General features: G+C 72.1%; 14 protein-coding genes and 1 riboswitch. Of the genes, 9 read left to right on the top strand and 5 right to left on the bottom strand.

Going from position 1 to position 18,126, the window contains the following annotated elements:
- Positions 1–253: 253 nt before the first annotated feature.
- Positions 254–526 (top strand): LacI family DNA-binding transcriptional regulator, encoded by a 273-nt coding sequence (locus tag AB0J72_RS15270; RefSeq protein WP_363399002.1) that lies wholly within the window; start codon positions 254–256, stop codon positions 524–526.
- On the opposite strand, the gene AB0J72_RS15265 is transcribed toward AB0J72_RS15270, so the two are convergent.
- Positions 429–1,025, bottom strand: a complete 597-nt coding sequence (locus tag AB0J72_RS15265) for a hypothetical protein (protein ID WP_363399000.1) — start codon at positions 1,023–1,025, stop codon at positions 429–431. The two genes, AB0J72_RS15270 and AB0J72_RS15265, sit on opposite strands and share 98 nt — an antisense overlap.
- Positions 1,026–1,146: 121 nt before the next feature.
- On the opposite strand from AB0J72_RS15265, the gene AB0J72_RS15260 reads away from it, so the two are divergent.
- Positions 1,147–1,377 carry a hypothetical protein gene (locus AB0J72_RS15260; RefSeq protein ID WP_363398998.1) on the top strand — a complete coding sequence of 77 codons (231 nt, stop codon included), beginning with the start codon at positions 1,147–1,149 and terminating at the stop codon, positions 1,375–1,377.
- Positions 1,378–1,452: 75 nt separating this feature from the next.
- Here the strand turns inward: AB0J72_RS15260 and metH are convergent, their stop codons facing one another.
- Entirely contained in the window at positions 1,453–5,121 is a 3,669-nt protein-coding gene (gene metH, locus AB0J72_RS15255; protein WP_363398996.1) for a methionine synthase, read from the bottom strand.
- Positions 5,122–5,142: 21 nt separating this feature from the next.
- Positions 5,143–5,225, bottom strand: a riboswitch (S-adenosyl-L-homocysteine riboswitch).
- 124 nt (positions 5,226–5,349) lie between these two features.
- Here metH and AB0J72_RS15250 point away from each other — a divergent pair.
- The 3 genes from AB0J72_RS15250 (at position 5,350) to AB0J72_RS15240 (ending at position 8,902) form a co-directional block, all read left to right on the top strand.
- On the top strand, positions 5,350–6,804 hold the full coding sequence (locus tag AB0J72_RS15250) for a glycine hydroxymethyltransferase (RefSeq protein ID WP_363398994.1): 1,455 nt from the start codon (positions 5,350–5,352) through the stop codon (positions 6,802–6,804).
- A gap of 74 nt (positions 6,805–6,878) precedes the next feature.
- The gene (locus tag AB0J72_RS15245) at positions 6,879–7,553 is read left to right on the top strand and encodes an aspartate/glutamate racemase family protein (RefSeq protein WP_363398992.1); all 675 of its coding nucleotides are present in this window, start codon (positions 6,879–6,881) and stop codon (positions 7,551–7,553) included.
- A complete protein-coding gene (locus AB0J72_RS15240) occupies positions 7,553–8,902 on the top strand; it encodes an MFS transporter (RefSeq protein WP_363398990.1) in 1,350 nt (449 codons plus the stop codon). The genes AB0J72_RS15245 and AB0J72_RS15240 overlap by 1 nt, the downstream gene beginning before the upstream one ends.
- Before the next feature lie 7 nt (positions 8,903–8,909).
- Here the strand turns inward: AB0J72_RS15240 and AB0J72_RS15235 are convergent, their stop codons facing one another.
- From AB0J72_RS15235 to AB0J72_RS15225, 3 genes are all read right to left on the bottom strand, one after another.
- Positions 8,910–9,659: an SCO2525 family SAM-dependent methyltransferase gene (locus AB0J72_RS15235; protein ID WP_363398988.1), complete on the bottom strand. Its 750-nt coding sequence runs from the start codon at positions 9,657–9,659 to the stop codon at positions 8,910–8,912.
- Positions 9,660–9,750: 91 nt separating this feature from the next.
- On the bottom strand, positions 9,751–14,175 hold the full coding sequence (locus tag AB0J72_RS15230; RefSeq protein WP_363398986.1) for a HEAT repeat domain-containing protein: 4,425 nt from the start codon (positions 14,173–14,175) through the stop codon (positions 9,751–9,753).
- Entirely contained in the window at positions 14,172–15,143 is a 972-nt protein-coding gene (locus AB0J72_RS15225; RefSeq protein WP_363398984.1) for an FAD-dependent oxidoreductase, read from the bottom strand. Before AB0J72_RS15225 ends, AB0J72_RS15230 begins: the two co-directional genes overlap by 4 nt.
- A 199-nt stretch (positions 15,144–15,342) precedes the next feature.
- Between AB0J72_RS15225 and AB0J72_RS15220 the strand changes: the two genes are divergently transcribed.
- The 4 genes from AB0J72_RS15220 (at position 15,343) to AB0J72_RS15205 (ending at position 18,018) form a co-directional block, all read left to right on the top strand.
- Positions 15,343–16,272: an SCO2521 family protein gene (locus AB0J72_RS15220; protein WP_363398982.1), complete on the top strand. Its 930-nt coding sequence runs from the start codon at positions 15,343–15,345 to the stop codon at positions 16,270–16,272.
- Positions 16,273–16,406: 134 nt separating this feature from the next.
- Entirely contained in the window at positions 16,407–16,775 is a 369-nt protein-coding gene (locus AB0J72_RS15215) for a hypothetical protein (RefSeq protein WP_363398980.1), read from the top strand.
- A 217-nt stretch (positions 16,776–16,992) separates the two neighbouring features.
- The gene (locus tag AB0J72_RS15210; RefSeq protein ID WP_363398978.1) at positions 16,993–17,373 is read left to right on the top strand and encodes a hypothetical protein; all 381 of its coding nucleotides are present in this window, start codon (positions 16,993–16,995) and stop codon (positions 17,371–17,373) included.
- 159 nt (positions 17,374–17,532) lie between these two features.
- Entirely contained in the window at positions 17,533–18,018 is a 486-nt protein-coding gene (locus AB0J72_RS15205; protein ID WP_363398977.1) for a bifunctional DNA primase/polymerase, read from the top strand.
- The last annotated feature ends 108 nt before the right edge of the window (positions 18,019–18,126 follow it).

The raw sequence follows: 18,126 nt of genomic DNA, 5'->3' as shown, positions 1-18,126 counted from the left end.
CCTCGGGCGGTCGTCCTCGCCGTCCGCCCGGACCACCCGGCGTGGGTATCGCACGTCCGCGCCGCGTCCGGGTGTGCTCGACCGGTCCGGCTCGCCGGGACGATGACCACCATCGAGGCAGAGACCGGGCGGCTCCTGGCGAGCGTGGACACCTTCACCGCTCCCAGCTTCGGTCCGTGCACACCCGGGCCGTCAAGCGGCACACCTGCGGCAAGCGGGCGGCGTATGACTGCCGAGCCGTGCCACGCCCGGCGTGAACTCACCGTCTGCCCGCACAGCAAGCGCATGGTGGGGCGAGGTCGTCGGCCTGGGGACCCAGTTCGTGCGGCTGGCGGGTGTCTCGATCGGGACGGTGGCGGACTTCCTGCACCACCCCGGCCGGGTCGCCGCCGGGACACAGGAACGGATCGCCGCCGCGATCGGTCTGCTCATGCGTCCACGATGTCGCCGGATGCTTGGACTGCGTCGACGAAGCGGCGGAAGACCGGCCATGGGATCGACCAGTTCCCGTGCATGGTCAGCGTGACGTGGTCGGCAGGGCCTGGTACGAACGGTCCGTTCTCCGGCTGGGTATCCGGGATCTGGACGTCGATGTAGTCGTTGCCCGCGGCGTCCGGCTTGACCTCGTACAGCTCGTAGCACCACGAGTCGTTGTCGCCGAAGTGGAACTGGTTGACCTCATACCGCCGGTCGTCGTGCTGCCAGGCGTTGAGTGTCAGGGGGAGCTCGGTGGCGAGGTTTCGGTCCTCCGCCACCAGGTCACCGCTGGACTCCACCAGGTCGATGAACTTGGTCAGGATGGGCCACGGTACCTGGCCGCCGCCGGCGCGGACGCGGACGTGATGGGCCGGCATCGGCGTGAAGGGACCGTCATCCGGGGTCGCGTCGGGGATGGTGATCGCGAGGTATGGGCCTGTGCCGGGGGCTCCGGTCAGACCGGTCAGCTCGTACTGCCAGGCGTCGTCGGGCAGGCTGTACCCGGAGCTGACCTCGTACAGCTTGTCGTCGTGGAGCCAGACCCCCATCGCGTCATGATCGCAGATCTCGTGATGGCCCAGCATGGTTGTGGCGCAGGCGTTTCAGGGTCCGCTTCCTTGGCCCCTTATTGCGTGGTGCGGGGGCGGGGGCTGCCTCAGCGTCTGGGCGATGGCGGTGGAGACGTTCACGGTCGGCGGCAATTTCGGGTGTACGCAGCGGGCGTACCTGGGCATGAGGGCCGGCGTCATGGTGGTCGTCTGGATGCGTGGAGGGTTCGGCGCGGACGATGCTGTCGTCGTGTCCACGGCCGCGATCACCTACACGGCGGGGACTGTGCAGCGGCTGGCCGGGCTGGGCCTGTCCGTGGCGCATGACCAGTACGTCGCGCTCCCCGACTGAACGGAACGGTCCAGCCGGCAGGGCGGCTCAGATGGTGGCAGGGCCGCCGGGGAGGGCGGCCCTGCGCCGGGTGGGTCAGGAGGGGTCGTAGGCGAGGTTGGGGCGGAGCCAGCGCTCGACTTCTTCGACGGGGAGGTTGCGGCGGGTGGCGTAGTCCTCGATCTGGTCGCGGTTGACCCGGCCCACGGTGAAGTAGCGGGAGTCGGGGTGGGCGAAGATCAGGCCGCTGACCGCGGCGGCCGGGGTCATGGCGAAGGACTCGGTGAGGGCCAGGCCCAGCTTGCCGGCCTCGAGGAGGTCGAACAGGGCCTGCTTGAGGGAGTGGTCGGGGCTGGCCGGGTAGCCGAGGGCGGGGCGGATGCCGCGGAAGCGCTCGGCGTGCAGGTCCTCCAGGGCGGGCTGGGCGTCGGGCTCGAACCAGGCGCGGCGGGCCTCCAGGTGGATCCACTCGGCGAAGGCCTCGGCGAGGCGGTCGGCCAGGGCCTTCACCAGGATGGCGCGGTAGTCGTCGTTGTCGGCCTCGTACCGGGCGGCCAGCTCCTCGGCGCCGTGGATGGCGACGGCGAAGCCGCCCAGGTGGTCGGGGAACGCTTCAGACGCAGTGGCGGGGGCGATGTAGTCGGCGAGGCAGCGGTTCTCGCGGCCGTCGGGCTTCTCCGTCTGCTGGCGCAGCATCGGGAACTTCACGCCGTTGTCCAGGACGATGTCGTCCCCCACGGAAGCGGCGGGCCAGAAGCCGTAGGCGCCGCGGGCGGAGAGGGAGCCGTTGGCGATGATCTCGTCGAGGAGGGTGTTGCCCTCGGCGAAGAGCTCGGCGGCGACGGGCTGGTCCAGGATCGCGGGGTACTTGCCCTTCAGCTCCCACGCGAGGAAGAAGAACTGCCAGTCGATCATCTCGCGGAGGACCTGCAGGGGCGGCTCGACGACCCGTACACCCGTGAAGTCCGGGGTGGGGATGGCGTCGAACGACACGTCCGAGGCGTTGGCCCGGGCCTGTGCGAGGGTGAGCAGCGCGGTGTGGCGGCGCTCGGCGTGCTGGCGGCGCAGGCGCTCCTGCTCCTCGCGGTTGTCGGCGGTGAGCTGCTCGACCCGGTCCGCGTCCAGCAGGCCGGCGACGACCCCGACCACCCGAGAGGCGTCCTGCACGTGGACGGTGTTGCCGTCGTACGCCGGAGCCACCCGCACCGCCGTGTGCTGGCGCGACGTGGTGGCGCCACCGATGAGCAGGGGCAGCTTCAGGCCGCGGCGCTGCATCTCGGCGGCGACGGCGACCATCTCGTCCAGCGACGGGGTGATGAGGCCGGACAGGCCGATCGCGTCGGCGCCCTCGGCGACCGCGGTGTCCAGGATCTTCGCCGCCGGGACCATGACGCCGAGGTCGATGACCTCGTAGTTGTTGCAGCCGAGGACGACGCCGACGATGTTCTTGCCGATGTCGTGGACGTCGCCCTTGACGGTCGCCATGACGACCTTGCCCTGGCCGCTGCGGGCCTGAGGACGAGAAGCCGCGCCCTCGGTGACGCCCGCAGCGAGCGCCGCGGCGCGGGCGGCCTCCTTCTCGGCCTCCATGAACGGCTCGAGGTAGGCGACGGAGCGCTTCATCACGCGGGCGCTCTTCACCACCTGCGGCAGGAACATCTTGCCGCTGCCGAAGAGGTCGCCGACGACCTTCATGCCGTCCATCAGCGGGCCCTCGATGACCTCCAGGGGACGGTTGGCGGCGAGGCGCGCCTCCTCGGTGTCCTCCTCGATGAAGTCGACGATGCCGTGCACGAGCGCGTGCGACAGCCGCTCGTTGACCGGGGCCTCGCGCCACGACAGGTCGACGACCCGGGAGGTGCCGGGGCCGCTGACCGTGCCGGCGAACGTGACGAGCCGGTCGGTGGCGTCCTCGCGCCGGTCGAACAGGACGTCCTCGACGAGCTCGAGCAGGTCGGCGGGGATGTCGGCGTAGACGGCGAGCTGGCCGGCGTTGACGATGCCCATGTCGAGGCCGGCCCGGACGGCGTGCAGCAGGAACGCGGAGTGCATCGCCTCGCGCACGACGTCGTTGCCGCGGAAGGAGAACGACAGGTTCGAGATGCCGCCGCTGGTACGGACGCCGGGGCAGCGCTGCTTGATCAGCGGCAGGGCGTCGATGAAGGCCTTCGCGTAGCCGTTGTGCTCGGCGATGCCGGTGGCGACGGCGAGCACGTTCGGGTCGAAGATGATGTCCTCGGGCGCGAAGCCGGCCTTGTTCACCAGCAGGTCGTAGGCCCGGCCGCAGATCTCGACCTTGCGCTCGGTGGTGTCGGCCTGGCCGAGCTCGTCGAACGCCATGACGACCACGCCGGCGCCGTAGGAGCGGATGATCCGCGCCTGCTCCAGGAACGGCTCCTCGCCCTCCTTGAGGCTGATCGAGTTGACGACGCCCTTGCCCTGCACGCACTTCAGGCCGGCCTCGAGCACGCTCCAGCGCGAGCTGTCGATCATGATCGGGATGCGGGCGACCTCGGGCTCGGTGGCGATGAGGTTCAGGAACGTGGTCATCGCCTGCTCGCTGTCGAGCAGGTCGGCGTCCATGTTGACGTCGAGCAGGTTGGCGCCGCCGCGGACCTGCTCCAGGGCGACGTCGACCGCGCCCTGGTGGTCGTCGGACTCGATGAGCCGGCGGAAGCGCTTCGAGCCGGTGACGTTGGTCCGCTCGCCGATCATGACGAAGCCGGTGTCGGGACCGATCTCGAACGGCTCCAGGCCGCTGAACCGGGTCGCCGGGGCGGGCTTGGGAACCTCCCGCGGGGCCAATCCCCGGACCGCCTCGGCGATCCTGCCGATGTGGGCGGGTGACGTACCGCAGCAGCCGCCGACGACGTTGACCAGCTTGTCGGACACGAAGCCGGCGAGCAGGCTCCCGGTCTCGGCGGGGGTCTGGTCATACCCGCCGAACGCGTTGGGCAGGCCCGCGTTGGGGTGCGCCGCGACGTACGTGCCGGCAAGGCGGGCCAGGTCGGCGACGTGCGGGCGCATCTCGGTAGCGCCGAGCGAGCAGTTGACGCCGATGATGAGCGGGTGGGCGTGCTCGACGGAGCGCCAGAACGCCTCGACGGTCTGCCCGGACAGCGTCCGGCCGCTCAGGTCGACGATCGTGACCGAGATCCACAGCGGCAGGTGCGGCGCGACATCGCGGGCCGCGGCGACGGCCGCCTTCACGTTGAGCGTGTCGAAGATGGTCTCGATGAGCAGCAGGTCCACGCCGCCCTCGGCGAGCGCGCTGATCTGCTCCGCGTACGTGGCGCGGACCGTGTCGAACGTCACTGCCCGGTAGGACGGGTCCTCGACCTTCGGCGACAGCGACAGCGTGACGTTCAGCGGGCCGACCGACCCGGCGACGAACCGCGGTCGGTCCGGCGTGGAGAACTCGTCCGCCGCCTGGCGCGCCAGCCGGGCGCCCTGCACGTTCATCTCGCGGACCAGCGACTCCAGGCCGTAGTCGGCCTGGGCGATGCTGGTGGCGGTGAAGGTGTTGGTGGTGGTGATGTCGGCGCCGGCGGCCAGGTACTGCCGGTGGACGTCGAGGATCACGTCGGGGCGGGTCAGGATCAGCAGGTCGGGGTCGCCCGTGACGTCCTTCGGATGGTCCGGGGCGATCAGGTCCGCACGGTAGTCGGCGGGAGTGAGGCCGGCGGCTTGCAGCATGGTGCCCCATGCGCCGTCGAGCACGACCACCCGCTCGTCGAGGAGCTTGCGCAGATCTGCGATCGCCATGGGATCCACCTTCCGTGGGTCAGACGGAAGGCGCCCTTGCAGACAGTGATTCCAGGTCGAGCGTGGCGGATCGTCGATGATCCGTTGCAGCGCCTCTCGCCCCGATCCCAGATTCTAGCCTGTTACCGTGGTTCGCCGTCACGCAGTCGAGCTTGGATTGAGCTTGGACATGGCCGCATCAACCGTCGCGATGCGGCTGACGATCCCGACCTGATCAGGAGTCCCGTCATGAGCGCGCAAAGTTCGGAATCGATCGCGGTCAACGCCGCCCTTGACGTGGTGCGGGCCGTCGAGCCGCGGATCGCGGACGCCATCGCCGGCGAGCTGACCGCCCAGCGCGAGTCGCTCAAGCTCATCGCCAGTGAGAACTACGCCTCACCCGCGACGCTCCTCGCGATGGGCAACTGGCTCAGCGACAAGTACGCCGAAGGCACTGTCGGCCGCCGCTTCTACGCCGGCTGCCAGCAGGTCGACACCGTCGAGTCGATCGCCGCGGAGCACGCCCGGGAACTGTTCGGCGCGTCACACGCCTACGTCCAACCACATTCTGGGATCGATGCGAACCTCGTCGCCTTCTGGGCGGTTCTGGCGCAGAAGGTCGAGGCGCCGTTCCTGCGCGAGAAGTCCGTCCGCCAGGTCAACGACCTCACCGAGAGTGACTGGGCGCAGCTGCGGCACGACTTCGGCGACCAGCGGATGCTCGGCATGTCCCTGGACGCCGGCGGGCACCTGACCCACGGCTTCCGGCCCAACATCTCCGGCAAGATGTTCCACCAGCGCAGCTACGGCACCAACCCGGAGACGGGCCTGCTGGACTACGACGCGCTGCGGGAGACCGCCCGCGAGTTCCGCCCGATGATCATCGTCGGTGGCTATTCGGCGTACCCCCGGAAGGTGAACTTCGCGAAGCTCCGCGAGATCGCGGACGAGGTCGGCGCCACCCTCATGGTCGACATGGCGCACTTCGCCGGGCTCGTCGCCGGCAAGGTGTTCACCGGCGACTTCGACCCGGTGCCGCACGCCCAGATCGTCACCACCACGACCCACAAGACGCTGCGCGGCCCGCGCGGCGGCATGGTCCTGTGCCAGGCGGAGCTCGCCGACCAGGTCGACCGCGGCTGCCCGATGGTGCTCGGCGGCCCGCTGCCGCACGTCATGGCCGCCAAGGCCGTCGCGCTCGCCGAGGCCCGCACCCAGTCGTTCCGCGACTACGCGCAGCGCGTCGTCGACAACGCGGCCGCGCTCGCCGAGGGCCTGCAGCGCCGCGGCGTCCGCCTCGTCACCGGCGGCACCGAGAACCACCTGGTGCTCATCGACGTCGCACAGCGCGATGATGCTGAGGGGAGTGGCGCGCCGACCGGCCTCACCGGCCGCCAGGCGGAGGCGGCGCTGCTGGACGCCGGCATCGTCACCAACCGCAACGCGATCCCGCAGGACCCCAACGGCGCCTGGTACACCTCCGGCGTGCGGATCGGCACCCCGGCGCTCACCACGCGCGGCCTCGGCGTCGCCGAGATGGACACGATCGCCGAGCTGATCGCCACCGTGCTGAGCAGCACCCGGCCGGCGGCGGACTCGAAGGCGAAGTACACCCTCGACGAGTCGGTCGCGGCCAAGGTGTCCGGCCAGGCGTCCGAGCTGCTCGCCGGGTTCCCGCTGTACCCCGAGATCACCCTGCGCTGAGCCACCGCGGCGGCAGCCGTGCCCCCACCGGACATTGACCGACGGGTATGGTTGCCGCCACGGGGGTGGGGTGGGTGCTGGGTGTCATCGGTGGCGTCGGTCCGGTCGCCACGATCGAGTTCTACCGGTTGCTGGTCGCCGAGGTGCAGGCCCGCACCGGGGCCTGGCCGGACCTGCTCATCCACAGCCAGCCGCTGCCGGCGCGGCTGGTCGGGGCGGTTCTTGACGGCACGCTCACCGCAGCGGAGACCGCGGAGATCGACGCGCTGCTCACCACCGCCCTCGACACGCTCGAGCGGGCCGGCTGCGACCTCGTCGCGATGCCCTGCAACACGTTCCACCGCCAGCTGCGCCCGCTGCTCGCCGGGCGGCACCTGAAGCTCGTCGACATGGTCAGCGAGACCATCGACGCGGCCGCCGCCCGCGGGCTGCGCCGGCTCGTGCTGCTCGCCACCGGCACCAGCGTCGACCACGAGGCCTACGCGGCGGCCCGGCTGCGCGGCATCGAGATCCTGCGCCCGGCCGACCAGTCGCACGTCGTGTCGCTCGTCACGCGGTGCGTCGGCGGGGCGTTCGACGCCGCGGCCGTGCACGCGGCGCTCGCCGCCGGCAACGTCGCCGGCGCCGACGGGGTGCTGCTCGGCTGCACCGACCTGACCGTCCTGCGCGACGGCCTGTCCCGCGTGGCGCCGGTCGTGGACAGTCTCAGCTGCCTCGTCTCCGCCTGCGCCGACGCGCTGACCGCCTGATGCGGGCGCTCGCGGTCTGCCTCGGGTTCTTCCTGGTCATGCTCGACAGCACGATCGTGACCGTCGCGCTGCCCTCCATCGGCGGCGGCACCGCGACCCTGCAGTGGGTCGTCGACGCCTACACGGTCGTCTTCGCCGCGCTCGTCCTCGCCGGCGGGTCGTTCGCCGACCGGTTCGGGGCGCGCCGCTCCTACCACGGCGGCATGACGATCTTCGCGCTCGGCTCCGTCATGTGCGCCTGCACCACCGGCGGCGCCTGGCTGATCGCCGGCCGGGTGGTCCAGGGTGTCGGCGCGGCCGTGCTCATGCCCAGCTCCCTCGCGCTCATCCGGTCCACGTACCCCGAGCCGGCCCGGCAGGCCCGCGTCATCGGCCTGTGGGGCGGCCTCGCCGGCGTCGCGGCCGCGGCCGGTCCCCTGCTCGGCGGCGCGCTGCTCGCCGTCGCCGGCTGGCCCGCGCTGTTCCTGCTCAACGTGCCCTTCGCCGTGCTCGTGCTCTGCATCGGCCGGGGCCTGGTCGACCCGCCGCGCCACGCCGGTGCGCGGGTCGACGTCCGCGGCCTGGCCACGTCGACCTGCGGCCTCGCGCTGCTGGTCGCCGGCTGCATCGCCGCCCACCCGCCGCTGATCGTCGCCGGCGCGCTGGTCCTCGGCCTGTTCGTGCTGCTCCAGTACCGCGCGAGCAAGGCACTCGCCGGCGACGGGGGCCGCCGGCGCCCCGATCCGATGCTGCGGCCCGACCTGCTGCGCCACCGTGCCCTGCGCGCCACCGTGGTCACGGGGTTCGCCCTGAACTTCGCCTTCTACGGCCAGTTCTTCCTGGTGACGCTGTACCTGCAGGAGCACCGCCACCTGTCGCCCCTGCTCACGGGCGTCGCCCTGGCCGTGCAGGCCGCCGGCGCCGTGGTCGGCTCCCCGTTCGGCGGCTGGGCCGGCCACCGCTACGGCCACCGCGCGACGATGCTGGTCGGCCTCCTCACCGGCGCCGCCGGGTTCGCCGCGCTGGGCGCGTGCGCCGCCGGCCCGCTGCCGGCGGTGCTCGCCGCGCTCTTCGTCGTCGGCTTCGGCATCGACACCGCCATGACCGCCGCCACGTCACTGACCCTGCAGGCCGCCCCCGACGGTCACGCGGGCGTGGCCAGCGGCCTGCTCAACACGATGCGGCAGGTCGGCAGCGCCCTCGGCGTCGCGGTCCTGGGCGCCGTCGGCGCCTTCCCCACCGCGATGCTCATCGCCACCGGCACCTACCTGGCCGCCGCGCTCCTGGTCGCCCTCCGCACCGGCCCCACCCGCCCGGCCGCCGATCCGGCAGGCACACCCGTCACCGCCGGCGGCCGCGCCGGGCGATGACCGTGGGTCAGTCGCGACGCCTGCTGGACCTGGTGCGGCCGGTCGCGACGATCATCCCGTCGGCGTGGGACATGTCCGACTCGACGGGGATGACGCGCAGGGAGGCGGTCAGCGGGGAGAGGGAGCCGTGGACGTCGGACTCGTCGACGGACACGGCGGGGAAGCGGCGGCCGGCGACCTCGTAGCCGGAGGAGCGCTTCATGAACGCCGCGACGAACGGTGCGTCGGGGCGCAGCGCGCCGACGAAGCGCTGGATCGCGAGCTCGAACTCGGCCCGGTCGGAGGAGATCGAGCAGGCGACGAAGAACATGGTGCCGAGGTCGAAGCGGCGGCGCGGCAGGGTGAAGACGCTGCCGGGCTGGATCTTCGCGGCGGCGAACTTCGCGCGCGGGTCGGTCCGCCGGTACGCCGGGGACTCCAGGAACACGTCCCAGAAGGCGTCCCAGCCGCGGTCGAGGCCGGCGCGCTGGTGCTCGGCGAGCCACGCGAGGTTGGCCGGGGAGTACTCCCGCAGGGTGAGCGACCGGCTGAACGGCATCATCGAGAGCGCCGGATACAGGTTGGTGCCGGTGCCGAGGTCCAGCGCCCGGCCGCCGCTGACTCCGGCACGCGCGAAGAAGTCACGGGTGATGCCCATGATCTCGCGGTCGTCGTCGCGGACGAACTTGTAGTGCTGGTTGCGGTACTCCTCCGCGTCGAAGGACCGCCAGTCAGCCTGGCCGTTGCGGGCACACTCGAGGACAGCAGCGCCGTTCATTGTTCGAAGACCTCCGGATGGCGAACGGCGAGCCGCGGGGACACCTAGCAGGTATAGCGTGTCACACGCGCTCAAGCAATCATCGCCAACGCTACTGCCGCTCATCCGTACGGCGGAGCGGAATGGGCGGCAGGTCGTGGGGTGAGATCTCCGGCAGCCCGGTCAGGACCTGCCCGATGACCTCGCGAAACGCGCCGTCGGGGTGATGCCGGGCGTGCCGGTCCAGCAGCGCCCGGGTCTCCGGCTGCGCGCCGAAACGGTGACCGAGCGCACGGACCGACTTCTCCTTGACGGTCCAGTCGGGGTCGTCCAGGTGCTCGACGAACCAGTCGTGGATCTGCGGGCTCACCTCGGGCAGCTCGGCCAGGACGGTGCCGACGACGCGGCACAGCTCGGTGTCGGCGGGGTGGGCCGCGGACAGCGCGATGAGCCGCGCGGGCAGGTCCGGCTCGGCGCCGAGGAGGCGCCCGAGGACCCGCGCGGCGCCGCCGTTGACCGGGGCGGCGTCGTCGAGCCGGACCAGTAGCCGGTCCCGGACCTGCGCCTCGAGCGCGGGACCGCCGCCGGCGCGGCGCAGCAGGATCTCGGCGGCGGTCTCGATCACGTCGGCGTCGGAGTCGGTGGAGATCCGCTCCAGCAGCGCGTCCCGTGTGTCGTCGCGGTCGCCGAACCGGTCGCCGAGCAGCTCCACCGCCGTGCGGCGCAGCTTCGCGTTGGCGTTGCGGTCGCCGGTGCGCTTCACGAGGATCCGGGCGACCCGCGGGCCGGCGCCCTGATACGCCCCCATCGCCCCGGCCGCGATCCGCACCACGTCGCCGTCGAGGTCGGCGCGGATCCGGTCGCCGAGCGCGTCGCGGGCGTCCGGGTCGTCCAGGTGCGCGGCGAGGATCTCCGCCGCCGCCCGGCGGACCAGCTCGCTGTGGTCGTCGGCGACCCGCTCGACGATCAGCCTGCGCGCCTGCGGCCCGAGCGACCAGCGCCGCCCGAGGGCGGTGACGATCGCCAGCCGTACACCGGCGTCCGTGTCGAAACGGGCCCGCTCGGTCAGCTTCGTGCGCAGGTCCGCGTCGAGCGCGATGCGGTGCAGCAGGACGCCGACCGCGATCCGGCGGACCTCCGCCTCCGGGTCGTTGAGCTTGCGCTGCATGGCGATGGCGACCTTGCCGTCGGTCGAGGCGATCCCGGCGAGGGCGTGCGCGGCGGCGATCCGGACGGCGGGGACCGCGTCGCTCATCTCGTCGCGGAGCGCCCCGGCGACGACCTCCTCGCCGATGAACCGGGCGCCGAGGATCTCCGCGGCGGCGAGGCGCACCGCGGGATCGGGGTTGCCGCGGGCGGGCAGCCGCGCCAGGGCCGCGTCGCGCACCTGCGCGGCCGCCTCCGGATCGCCGGCGCCGCGGTCCGTGGCGAGCAGGTCGTCGGCGAGCGCCTCGGCGGCGGCGCGGAAGACCCCGGCGTCGGGGTCGGTGCGGACGTAGCCGAGCAGGATGTCGCGCGTGTCCGCGCACTCGGCGAGGACCTCGATCGCGGCCCGCCGGACCGCGGGCCCGGCGCCGGCCGCCAGCCGCTGCACGACGTCGTCGCGCACCAGGTCGCCCGCGTGGTGGTGCTCGACGAGCGCCTGCGCGGCCAGCTTGACGACCTGCGGGTCGCTGTCGACCCGCAGTCGCCGCCGCAGCGCCGCGACCAGGTCGTCGCTGGTGCCGCAGCGCCAGCCGACCAGCTCCACGGCCGCCTGCCGGGCCGGGACGTGGTCGTCGCCGGTGCACGCCATGACGGTCCGCAGGGTCGCCGGGTCGGTGGCGCAGGCGGGGCGCAGCGCGCGGATCGCGGTCGTGCGGATCCCGCCGGAGCGGTCGTCGCGGGCCAGCCGGTTGAGCGCGGCGACCGCGGCGGGGTCGTCGCCGAAGTGCTCCCCGAGCGCCTGGACCGCGGCGACGCGCACCTGCCCGTACGGTCCGGAGCCGGCCCGCTCGATCAGCATCCCGCGGACCCGTCCGGCCTCGGGGTAGGACGCGTTGACCCGCTCCGGCAGCCGGCAGCGGCGGGCGAGCTCGGCGAGGCCGGCGACGGCCGCGTGCGACGCGCGGCTGTCGCGGACCGGGTCGAGCTCCTCGGTGAAGAGCCGCTCGACGTCGTCCTCGGGCTCGGCGAGGATCGCCGCGATCCGGGCCGCGTACTCGGTGACGGGGCTGCACAGCAGGTGGGAGCCGCGGCGGCGGTACCAGGCGAAGAAGCTCCGCCGGCCGGGCCAGTCGGGTCCGATGGTGCGCACGGCCGGCAGGATCGCGTCCTCGATCAGCAGGGCGGTGTCGCGGTCGTTGATCGACACGCAGTGCTCCAGCAGCAGGACGACCCGGTCGAGCAGCACCGCGGCCGCCTGCTCGACCGCGGCGCGGCTGCGCAGCTCGGCGAGGCACTGCACGGCCAGCGCGATGTTCCACGGCGGGTTGGGGAACTCCTGCGGCGGCCACTGCGGGTCGGCGTCGGTGACGAGCATGTCGACGATCTGCTCGACGCCGGCCTCGGGCAGCACGCTCGCGACCAGCCGCAGCACCTCGTGCCAGGACGTGTCCGGCCAGTGCCGGCGGAACAGGTCCGCGACGTCGTCGAACGTGAGCAGCCCGGTCTTGAACCGGTGGCGGATCTCCGCCGCGCAGAAGAAGTCGAGGAACGTGCGGTGCGCGAAGCCGTACAGGTCGGGGCCGTAGCGGCTGAGGATGAAGTTGCGCATGTGGAGGCGGTCGATGATGCGGTCGGCGGCGGCGCTGGCGTCGGCCCGGTCGAGGCCGAACCGCTCGACGAGGTGCCGCACGAAGACGGCCCGCAGCGCGTCGCCGTGGATGTAGTTGACGGCGGTGGTGCTGTCGAACTGCATCTCCCACGCCAGCCGGCGCAGCATCGCCTTCTTCTCGTCGGCGTTGACGTCCACCCGGTTGCCGGGCGCGGTGCCCGGCGCCGCCGCGGTGTCGCCCTGGCCGAGCTGCCGGTTGACGTCCCACCGGTCGACGAGGACGCCGGCGGCGTGGTTGTAGAGGTTCCACCGCTCGCGGGGCAGCGCCTTGTGCCGGCTGATGATCGCCAGGATGGTCAGCAGCAGCGGGTTGCCGGCCAGCTCCCGGATCGCCGAGGTGAGCCGCAGCGTCTCCAGCAGCCGCAGGCGCCGTACGCCGGCGCTCTCGTCGTCGGACATCGTGTGGCGGTACCAGCGGGCGAGGAACTCCTGGATCTGCTCGTCGCCGAGGTCCTGCAGGGTGAAGTGGGCGAAGCCCGCGTCGGTCAGCGCCTTGCGGACGTAGCCGATGACGCGCGACGTGACGAGGACCCGCACCGACGGGAACTCCTCGACGAAGGCGGCGATCCGGGTGGTCACGGCGGTGCGCTGGTTGCGGTCGAAGATCTCGTCGAGCCCGTCGAAGATGAACAGGGCCCGGCCGTTGTCGGCGAGGTACTGCCGCAGCACCGCCTCGGGCAGCCCGAGCCCGTCGCGGGCGGCCTGGTGCGCGAGGTACTCCACGAAGCTCTCGCACTCGCCGCTGACCAGCATCGCGCTGTACGAGCGCAGCTCGACGACGAACGGCAGCACGTCGGTGAGCGCGGACAGCCGCTCGTCGCGCCGGGCGCGGCTGAGCACGAGCATCAGGTAGTTGGTCACGGTCGACTTGCCGGACCCGGGGTCGCCGAGGAGCACGACCTTGCGGTGCTCGGTGTCGGACAGGACGTCGAACAGCCGCTGCCACGGCTTGGCGAGGTAGAGCTCGCGGAGGTGGTCGGCCTCGCTGGCGTCGATGTGCTCGGGCAGCTCGCCGGGCTTGATCTGCCCCTCGGTCTGCATCCGGCGCAGCCAGTCGCGCGGCAGCTCCACCGGTGGCGGCGGCTCCTCCCGCACGAGCTGCTCCACGAACACGTCGGCGACGGTGACCTCGATGTCGTCGGGGTGGTCGGGCAGCGCGAGCGCGCTCAGGTCGAGCCGGCGCCGCTGGTCGCGGACCCTGGCCCGGTACTGCGCGACGTGGTCCGGCGGGTCGCCCCCGGCGGTGCCGGCCCGCAGCCGGGCCAGCTCGTTGGTGACCGCGGTGCCGACCTTCGCGGCGAGGTCGTCGGGGGTGGTGAACATGCTGCACAGCCGGCCGTCGGGCCCGGCCAGCTCGGCGCGCAGCGCCATGATCCGCTCGCGGGGGCGGCCCTCGTCCATGACGTTCGGCGGCCAGGGGTGCGTGGGCTCCAGCAGGAAGATCAGTCGCGGGATGCCGAGCGTGACGGCGTGGCGGTACTCCAGCTCGGTGATCGACGCGTTGTGCGAGGGCACCTCCGCGCCGTACCGCCAGGCGTAGATGCCGACGAAGACCTGGCACTTCTCGACGTCGCGGAGGCAGTAGTCGAGGGAGGTCTCGTCGGCGGCGACGTAGTCCTCCATCGCGTGCGGCACGACGTGCAGGCCGCGCAGGACCGTGAGCACCGCCTGGCGGTGCGCCTTCAGGTCGACGAAGCTGGAAGAAACATAGACGTCGGTCACCGTGTTGACGACTCCAGCGCCGTCACCAACTCCACCGTTTCCAGGGCGCAACCCCACGAAAGACTCACGCCTCCGCCACCGTGCCCGTAATTGTGCACGACGTGGCAGCGCCCAAGATTGACATGCTCCAATCGTACCTGCCTGCGGAAAGGCCGGACGCCGACCCGCACCTCGCGGATCACGGCGCCGGCGAGCCGCGGCTCCACCTTCGCGCACCGGCGCAGAATCTCCCGCGCCGCCCGCGGATCCGGCTCGGTGTCGGCCCGTCCGGGATATGCGGTGCCGCCCAGCACGACATGGTCGCCCTGCGGCACGAAATAGGTCAGATCGGGGTCCTCGCTGTCGACCTCGATGAAGAACTCGTCCAGTCCGGGATTGTCCACGATCACCACCTCCCCGCGCGCGCCGCTGAGCTCGTCGTCCCGGGTGAGCCGGCCGGCGGCGTGCCCGGTGCAGTTCACCACGATGCGGGCCTCGTCGCCGAGGTCCTCCAGGGCCGGCACGTCACGCAGCCAGAACACCCCGCCCGCCTTGTGCAGCCGGTCGTAGAGGTAGGTCAGGTAGACCGGCATGTCGACGACGGGGATGCGGTACCGCCAGCCCATGGTGAACCCGGGGCGCAGCTCGTCCGGCCCGCACGCCCGGACGCCGGGCAGCCAGGCGAGGTAGGGGCTCGGGTCCTGCGGCGTCCTGCACGCCTCCACGCCGTCCATCAGCTCCACGCCCGTGGTCGGGTCGGCGGCGAGCGAGGTGAGCGTCCTCAATGTGCTTTTCCCCCACCGCTCCACGCATTCGTGCTCCACCAGATGCGGGCCCCACAGCGCACCGGCCGCGCATGACGTCGTCCGTGAAGGATGGTCCCGGCTCACGATGACGACGGACATTCCGCGCTCCGCCAGCAGAACGGCGGTGGTCAGTCCCGTGACGCCCGCCCCGACCACCACGACGTCCGCCCCTGAACTGGTCACCCGTTGAGAATAAGGCCCAAGAGATAGACGACCATGATCAGAGCTTGGAAAAACGAGATATCCGCACGATGTCCTGTCCGGATGCGCGGGACTCATGGCTCTGCGGGCCGCGGCCAACCGCTAGAGTAGCTGCACAGCGGGGCGTCGCGAACCCCCGCAGGCGTGAACCATCGGAGGAATGATGCTCACCTTTGGTGAGGTGCATACCGGACTCCTCCAGAACTCCACGCCGCTCGCCCGCGACAGCACCGTCCGGCTGCTGGACACCGCCCCCGGCTCGCGGGTCATCCAGTCGGAGCGGCCGATCGCCTATGCCGTCTCGCCGGACCGCCTGATCGGCGTGGACTGCGCGCTGCCGTCCAGCAGCGGGGCGAGGGTCCGCGCGGTCGGCACCGTCGTCTCGCACGCCGCCGTCACCGGCGGGCACGTGCTGCAGGGGTCGGCGCACACGTCGGTGACCCCCAGCGCGGAGAACCGGCGGATGCAGTGGCCGCACTATCTGGCCCGGCCGGCGCGGCTGGAGACGATCGGCAAGGTGAAGGCCGCCGACGTCCGCGACGGCCACCTGCGGCACGAGCGCAGCGCCGACCGGCTCGACATGGCGGGCATCGCCGGGCACACGATGGACGCCGTCCAGGGCTCGGCGCAGCTGGACCACCGCTCGCCCTTCCGGGCCCGCCGCACCCACCTGCGGTGGGTCTTCGAGCCGACCCCGGGGCACGAGGGGCTCAAGGTGGAGTTCACCGTGCAGTCCGAGACGCTGCGCACGCTGACCCTCGCCGGCAGCGGCGACTGCTCCCCGTCGGTGGTCGAGCTGTGCGAGGACCTCGCCCTGCACGACTGGCTGCTCACCACGCTGCTGTCGATCGCCGAGTCGGCGCTGACCCGCTCGACGGCCAGCACCCAGCGCGTCCGGCGCCTCCAGCCGGCGGTGGAGTACCTGGTGCCGCTGTGGATGCCGGCGGCCCGCCTGGACGGCGAGGTCCTGCCGGTGTGGGAGTCGCTCGACCGCCGGCCCGGCTTCACGCGCCAGTGGGACCTGTCGGTCGGCCGGGTCCGCGACCAGATCACCCTCGCGATGATCGAGCTGCTGCGGATGACGTCGGCGGTCACCGGGACACACACCTGACCCGCCACCTGCGGGGTGCCGCAGACGAGCCGGCGGCTCAGCGAGCCGACCTTCCCGAACCGGGAAAACGGCGGAGCGGGACGAGGTGGCCGCCGCAGTGGCGCTCGGGCAGGCTGTGCCGGGTCATCGCGTGGTTGCAGCAGTGCGCGCAGGAGCGGCTACAGACCGACCTTGCGGACCCGGCGAGCCGCCAGATCGGCATCGCGCTGAGTCAGGGCAGGCAGCAGATCGTGCAGTTCGTCGACCCGGACCCGCCGAAGTTCTTCCGGGTGGAGGGTGACCCGTGGCCGTATGGGTTCAGCGACACCCGCGCCGTGCTGCTGTGGCTGTCGGCGATCTGCGAGTTCGGCGGCGGTCACGCGGGCGTCGGCATGTACATCCTGTGCGAGGTGCTGACCGGCGAGAAGTTCTTCGGCAACTACTGGGACGACGCCTGCATCTTCACCGAGATCGAGCGGCGGATCGGGCCGTCCGGGAACGGTCCGCCACCGTCGAAGGGCTGATGTTCGCGTGTGGCGGTTTCGGGACGATCAGCCTCGACCTGGCGACCACCGTCATCGCCGACGACGCCGTCGGAACCGGTGGCGTCGATGTGGACGGTTTCGGCACGGCGGCTGCCGCCGTCCCGGCCGGCGCAGGAACGAGAGCTGATGAGCATCGTTACGGAAGTGCTGGTTCGCCGCCGGGACGCAGGAGCGGATCGCCGCCGCGATCGCGGAGTTGGGCTACGCCCGGGCGGTGGAACCTGCGATGACGGCGGCGCACCATCGGCGTAGCGGGTTTGCCACTTGGGTCTTCCAGCCCGCGGCGACCGGCCGGTTCCCGGCGAAGGCGCCCCGTCCCGCGCGGCCGGTGCCGATCCTGTCCGATCCGTGGCCCGGCGTGCCGGTGCGTGGCCGGGGCGGGATGGACCGGGCCACGGCGTGCTGGTTGCCGATCGCGCCGGACCTGACGCCACTTGGGCCGCGGCACTCGTACAAGACGATGGGCATGCCGGCGGTGCTGATGGATGCTCAGCTCGGGCACATGGACGGGTCGATCCAAGGCCGCTACTCGCAGGTCACGGCGGAGACGATCTCCCGCCCTGCTGGAAAGGTCTGACCGCCCGGTGGGAAGAAGCCCTCGACGCCCGCCGGCGGATGCACCCACGTTCACCGGTCCGCGCGCTGGACGGCTCGCTCCAGGAAAGCGGCCAAGATCGTCTCCCGGGATTCTCCCAGGGCGTCGAATGACAAGCAAAGGACCGGCTCCCTATGGGAAATGCCGGCCGTCCTGAACAGTCAGGGACGCCTCGGCGAGGGCATCGACGTGCGGGGCGACGGCGGGTACGTCGTGGCGCCGCCGTCGATCCACCCGCGCACCGGCCGCCCGTACCGCTGGATCGGCGACCGCCCGGTGGTTGAGATGCCCCCGCCCCTCATCACCGCCTGCCAACCGCCGCCGGTCGCCGCGACGTCGGCGAGCACGACCAGGGCGCCGAGCTCGGCGCCGGGCGGGGGCATCTCATCACCCGATGCGCTGCTGCGCTCCCTGCTTGACACCATCCGCCGCGCACCCAAGGGCCGCCGCCGCGCCACCCTCTACGGCTCCGCCCGGGGTGTCGCCCGGATGGTCGCGGCTAACGCCATCAGCGCCCGCGACGCGCTGAACGCCTTGTACGACGCCGGAATCGGTGCAGGACAGACCGACCGCGAGACCCGCGCCGCCATCGCCGGCGGTTTCCGAGACGAAGGAGTGGCAGCGTGACCACCGAACCGATCGACGGCGCCGCGATCCTCGACCGGCTGCACGCCGTCATCACCCGCTACGTCGTGCTGCCGTCGCCCGAGGCCATCGACGCGGTCGTGCTGTGGA

The organism is Dactylosporangium sp. NPDC049742, from assembly GCF_040674675.1.
GTDB lineage: Bacteria > Actinomycetota > Actinomycetes > Mycobacteriales > Micromonosporaceae > Dactylosporangium > Dactylosporangium maewongense.
This window is presented reverse-complemented; position numbering and strand designations above follow the sequence as displayed.

Coding starts and splice junctions, on each gene's coding strand:
- AB0J72_RS15235 (WP_363398988.1), bottom strand. CDS start 9,659: ATGAACGGCGCTGCTGTCCTCGAGTGTGCCCGCAACGGCCAGGCTGAC.
- AB0J72_RS15250 (WP_363398994.1), top strand. CDS start 5,350: ATGAGCGCGCAAAGTTCGGAATCGATCGCGGTCAACGCCGCCCTTGAC.
- metH (WP_363398996.1), bottom strand. CDS start 5,121: ATGGCGATCGCAGATCTGCGCAAGCTCCTCGACGAGCGGGTGGTCGTG.
- AB0J72_RS15205 (WP_363398977.1), top strand. CDS start 17,533: ATGCCGGCCGTCCTGAACAGTCAGGGACGCCTCGGCGAGGGCATCGAC.
- AB0J72_RS15260 (WP_363398998.1), top strand. CDS start 1,147: ATGGCGGTGGAGACGTTCACGGTCGGCGGCAATTTCGGGTGTACGCAG.
- AB0J72_RS15265 (WP_363399000.1), bottom strand. CDS start 1,025: ATGGGGGTCTGGCTCCACGACGACAAGCTGTACGAGGTCAGCTCCGGG.
- AB0J72_RS15240 (WP_363398990.1), top strand. CDS start 7,553: ATGCGGGCGCTCGCGGTCTGCCTCGGGTTCTTCCTGGTCATGCTCGAC.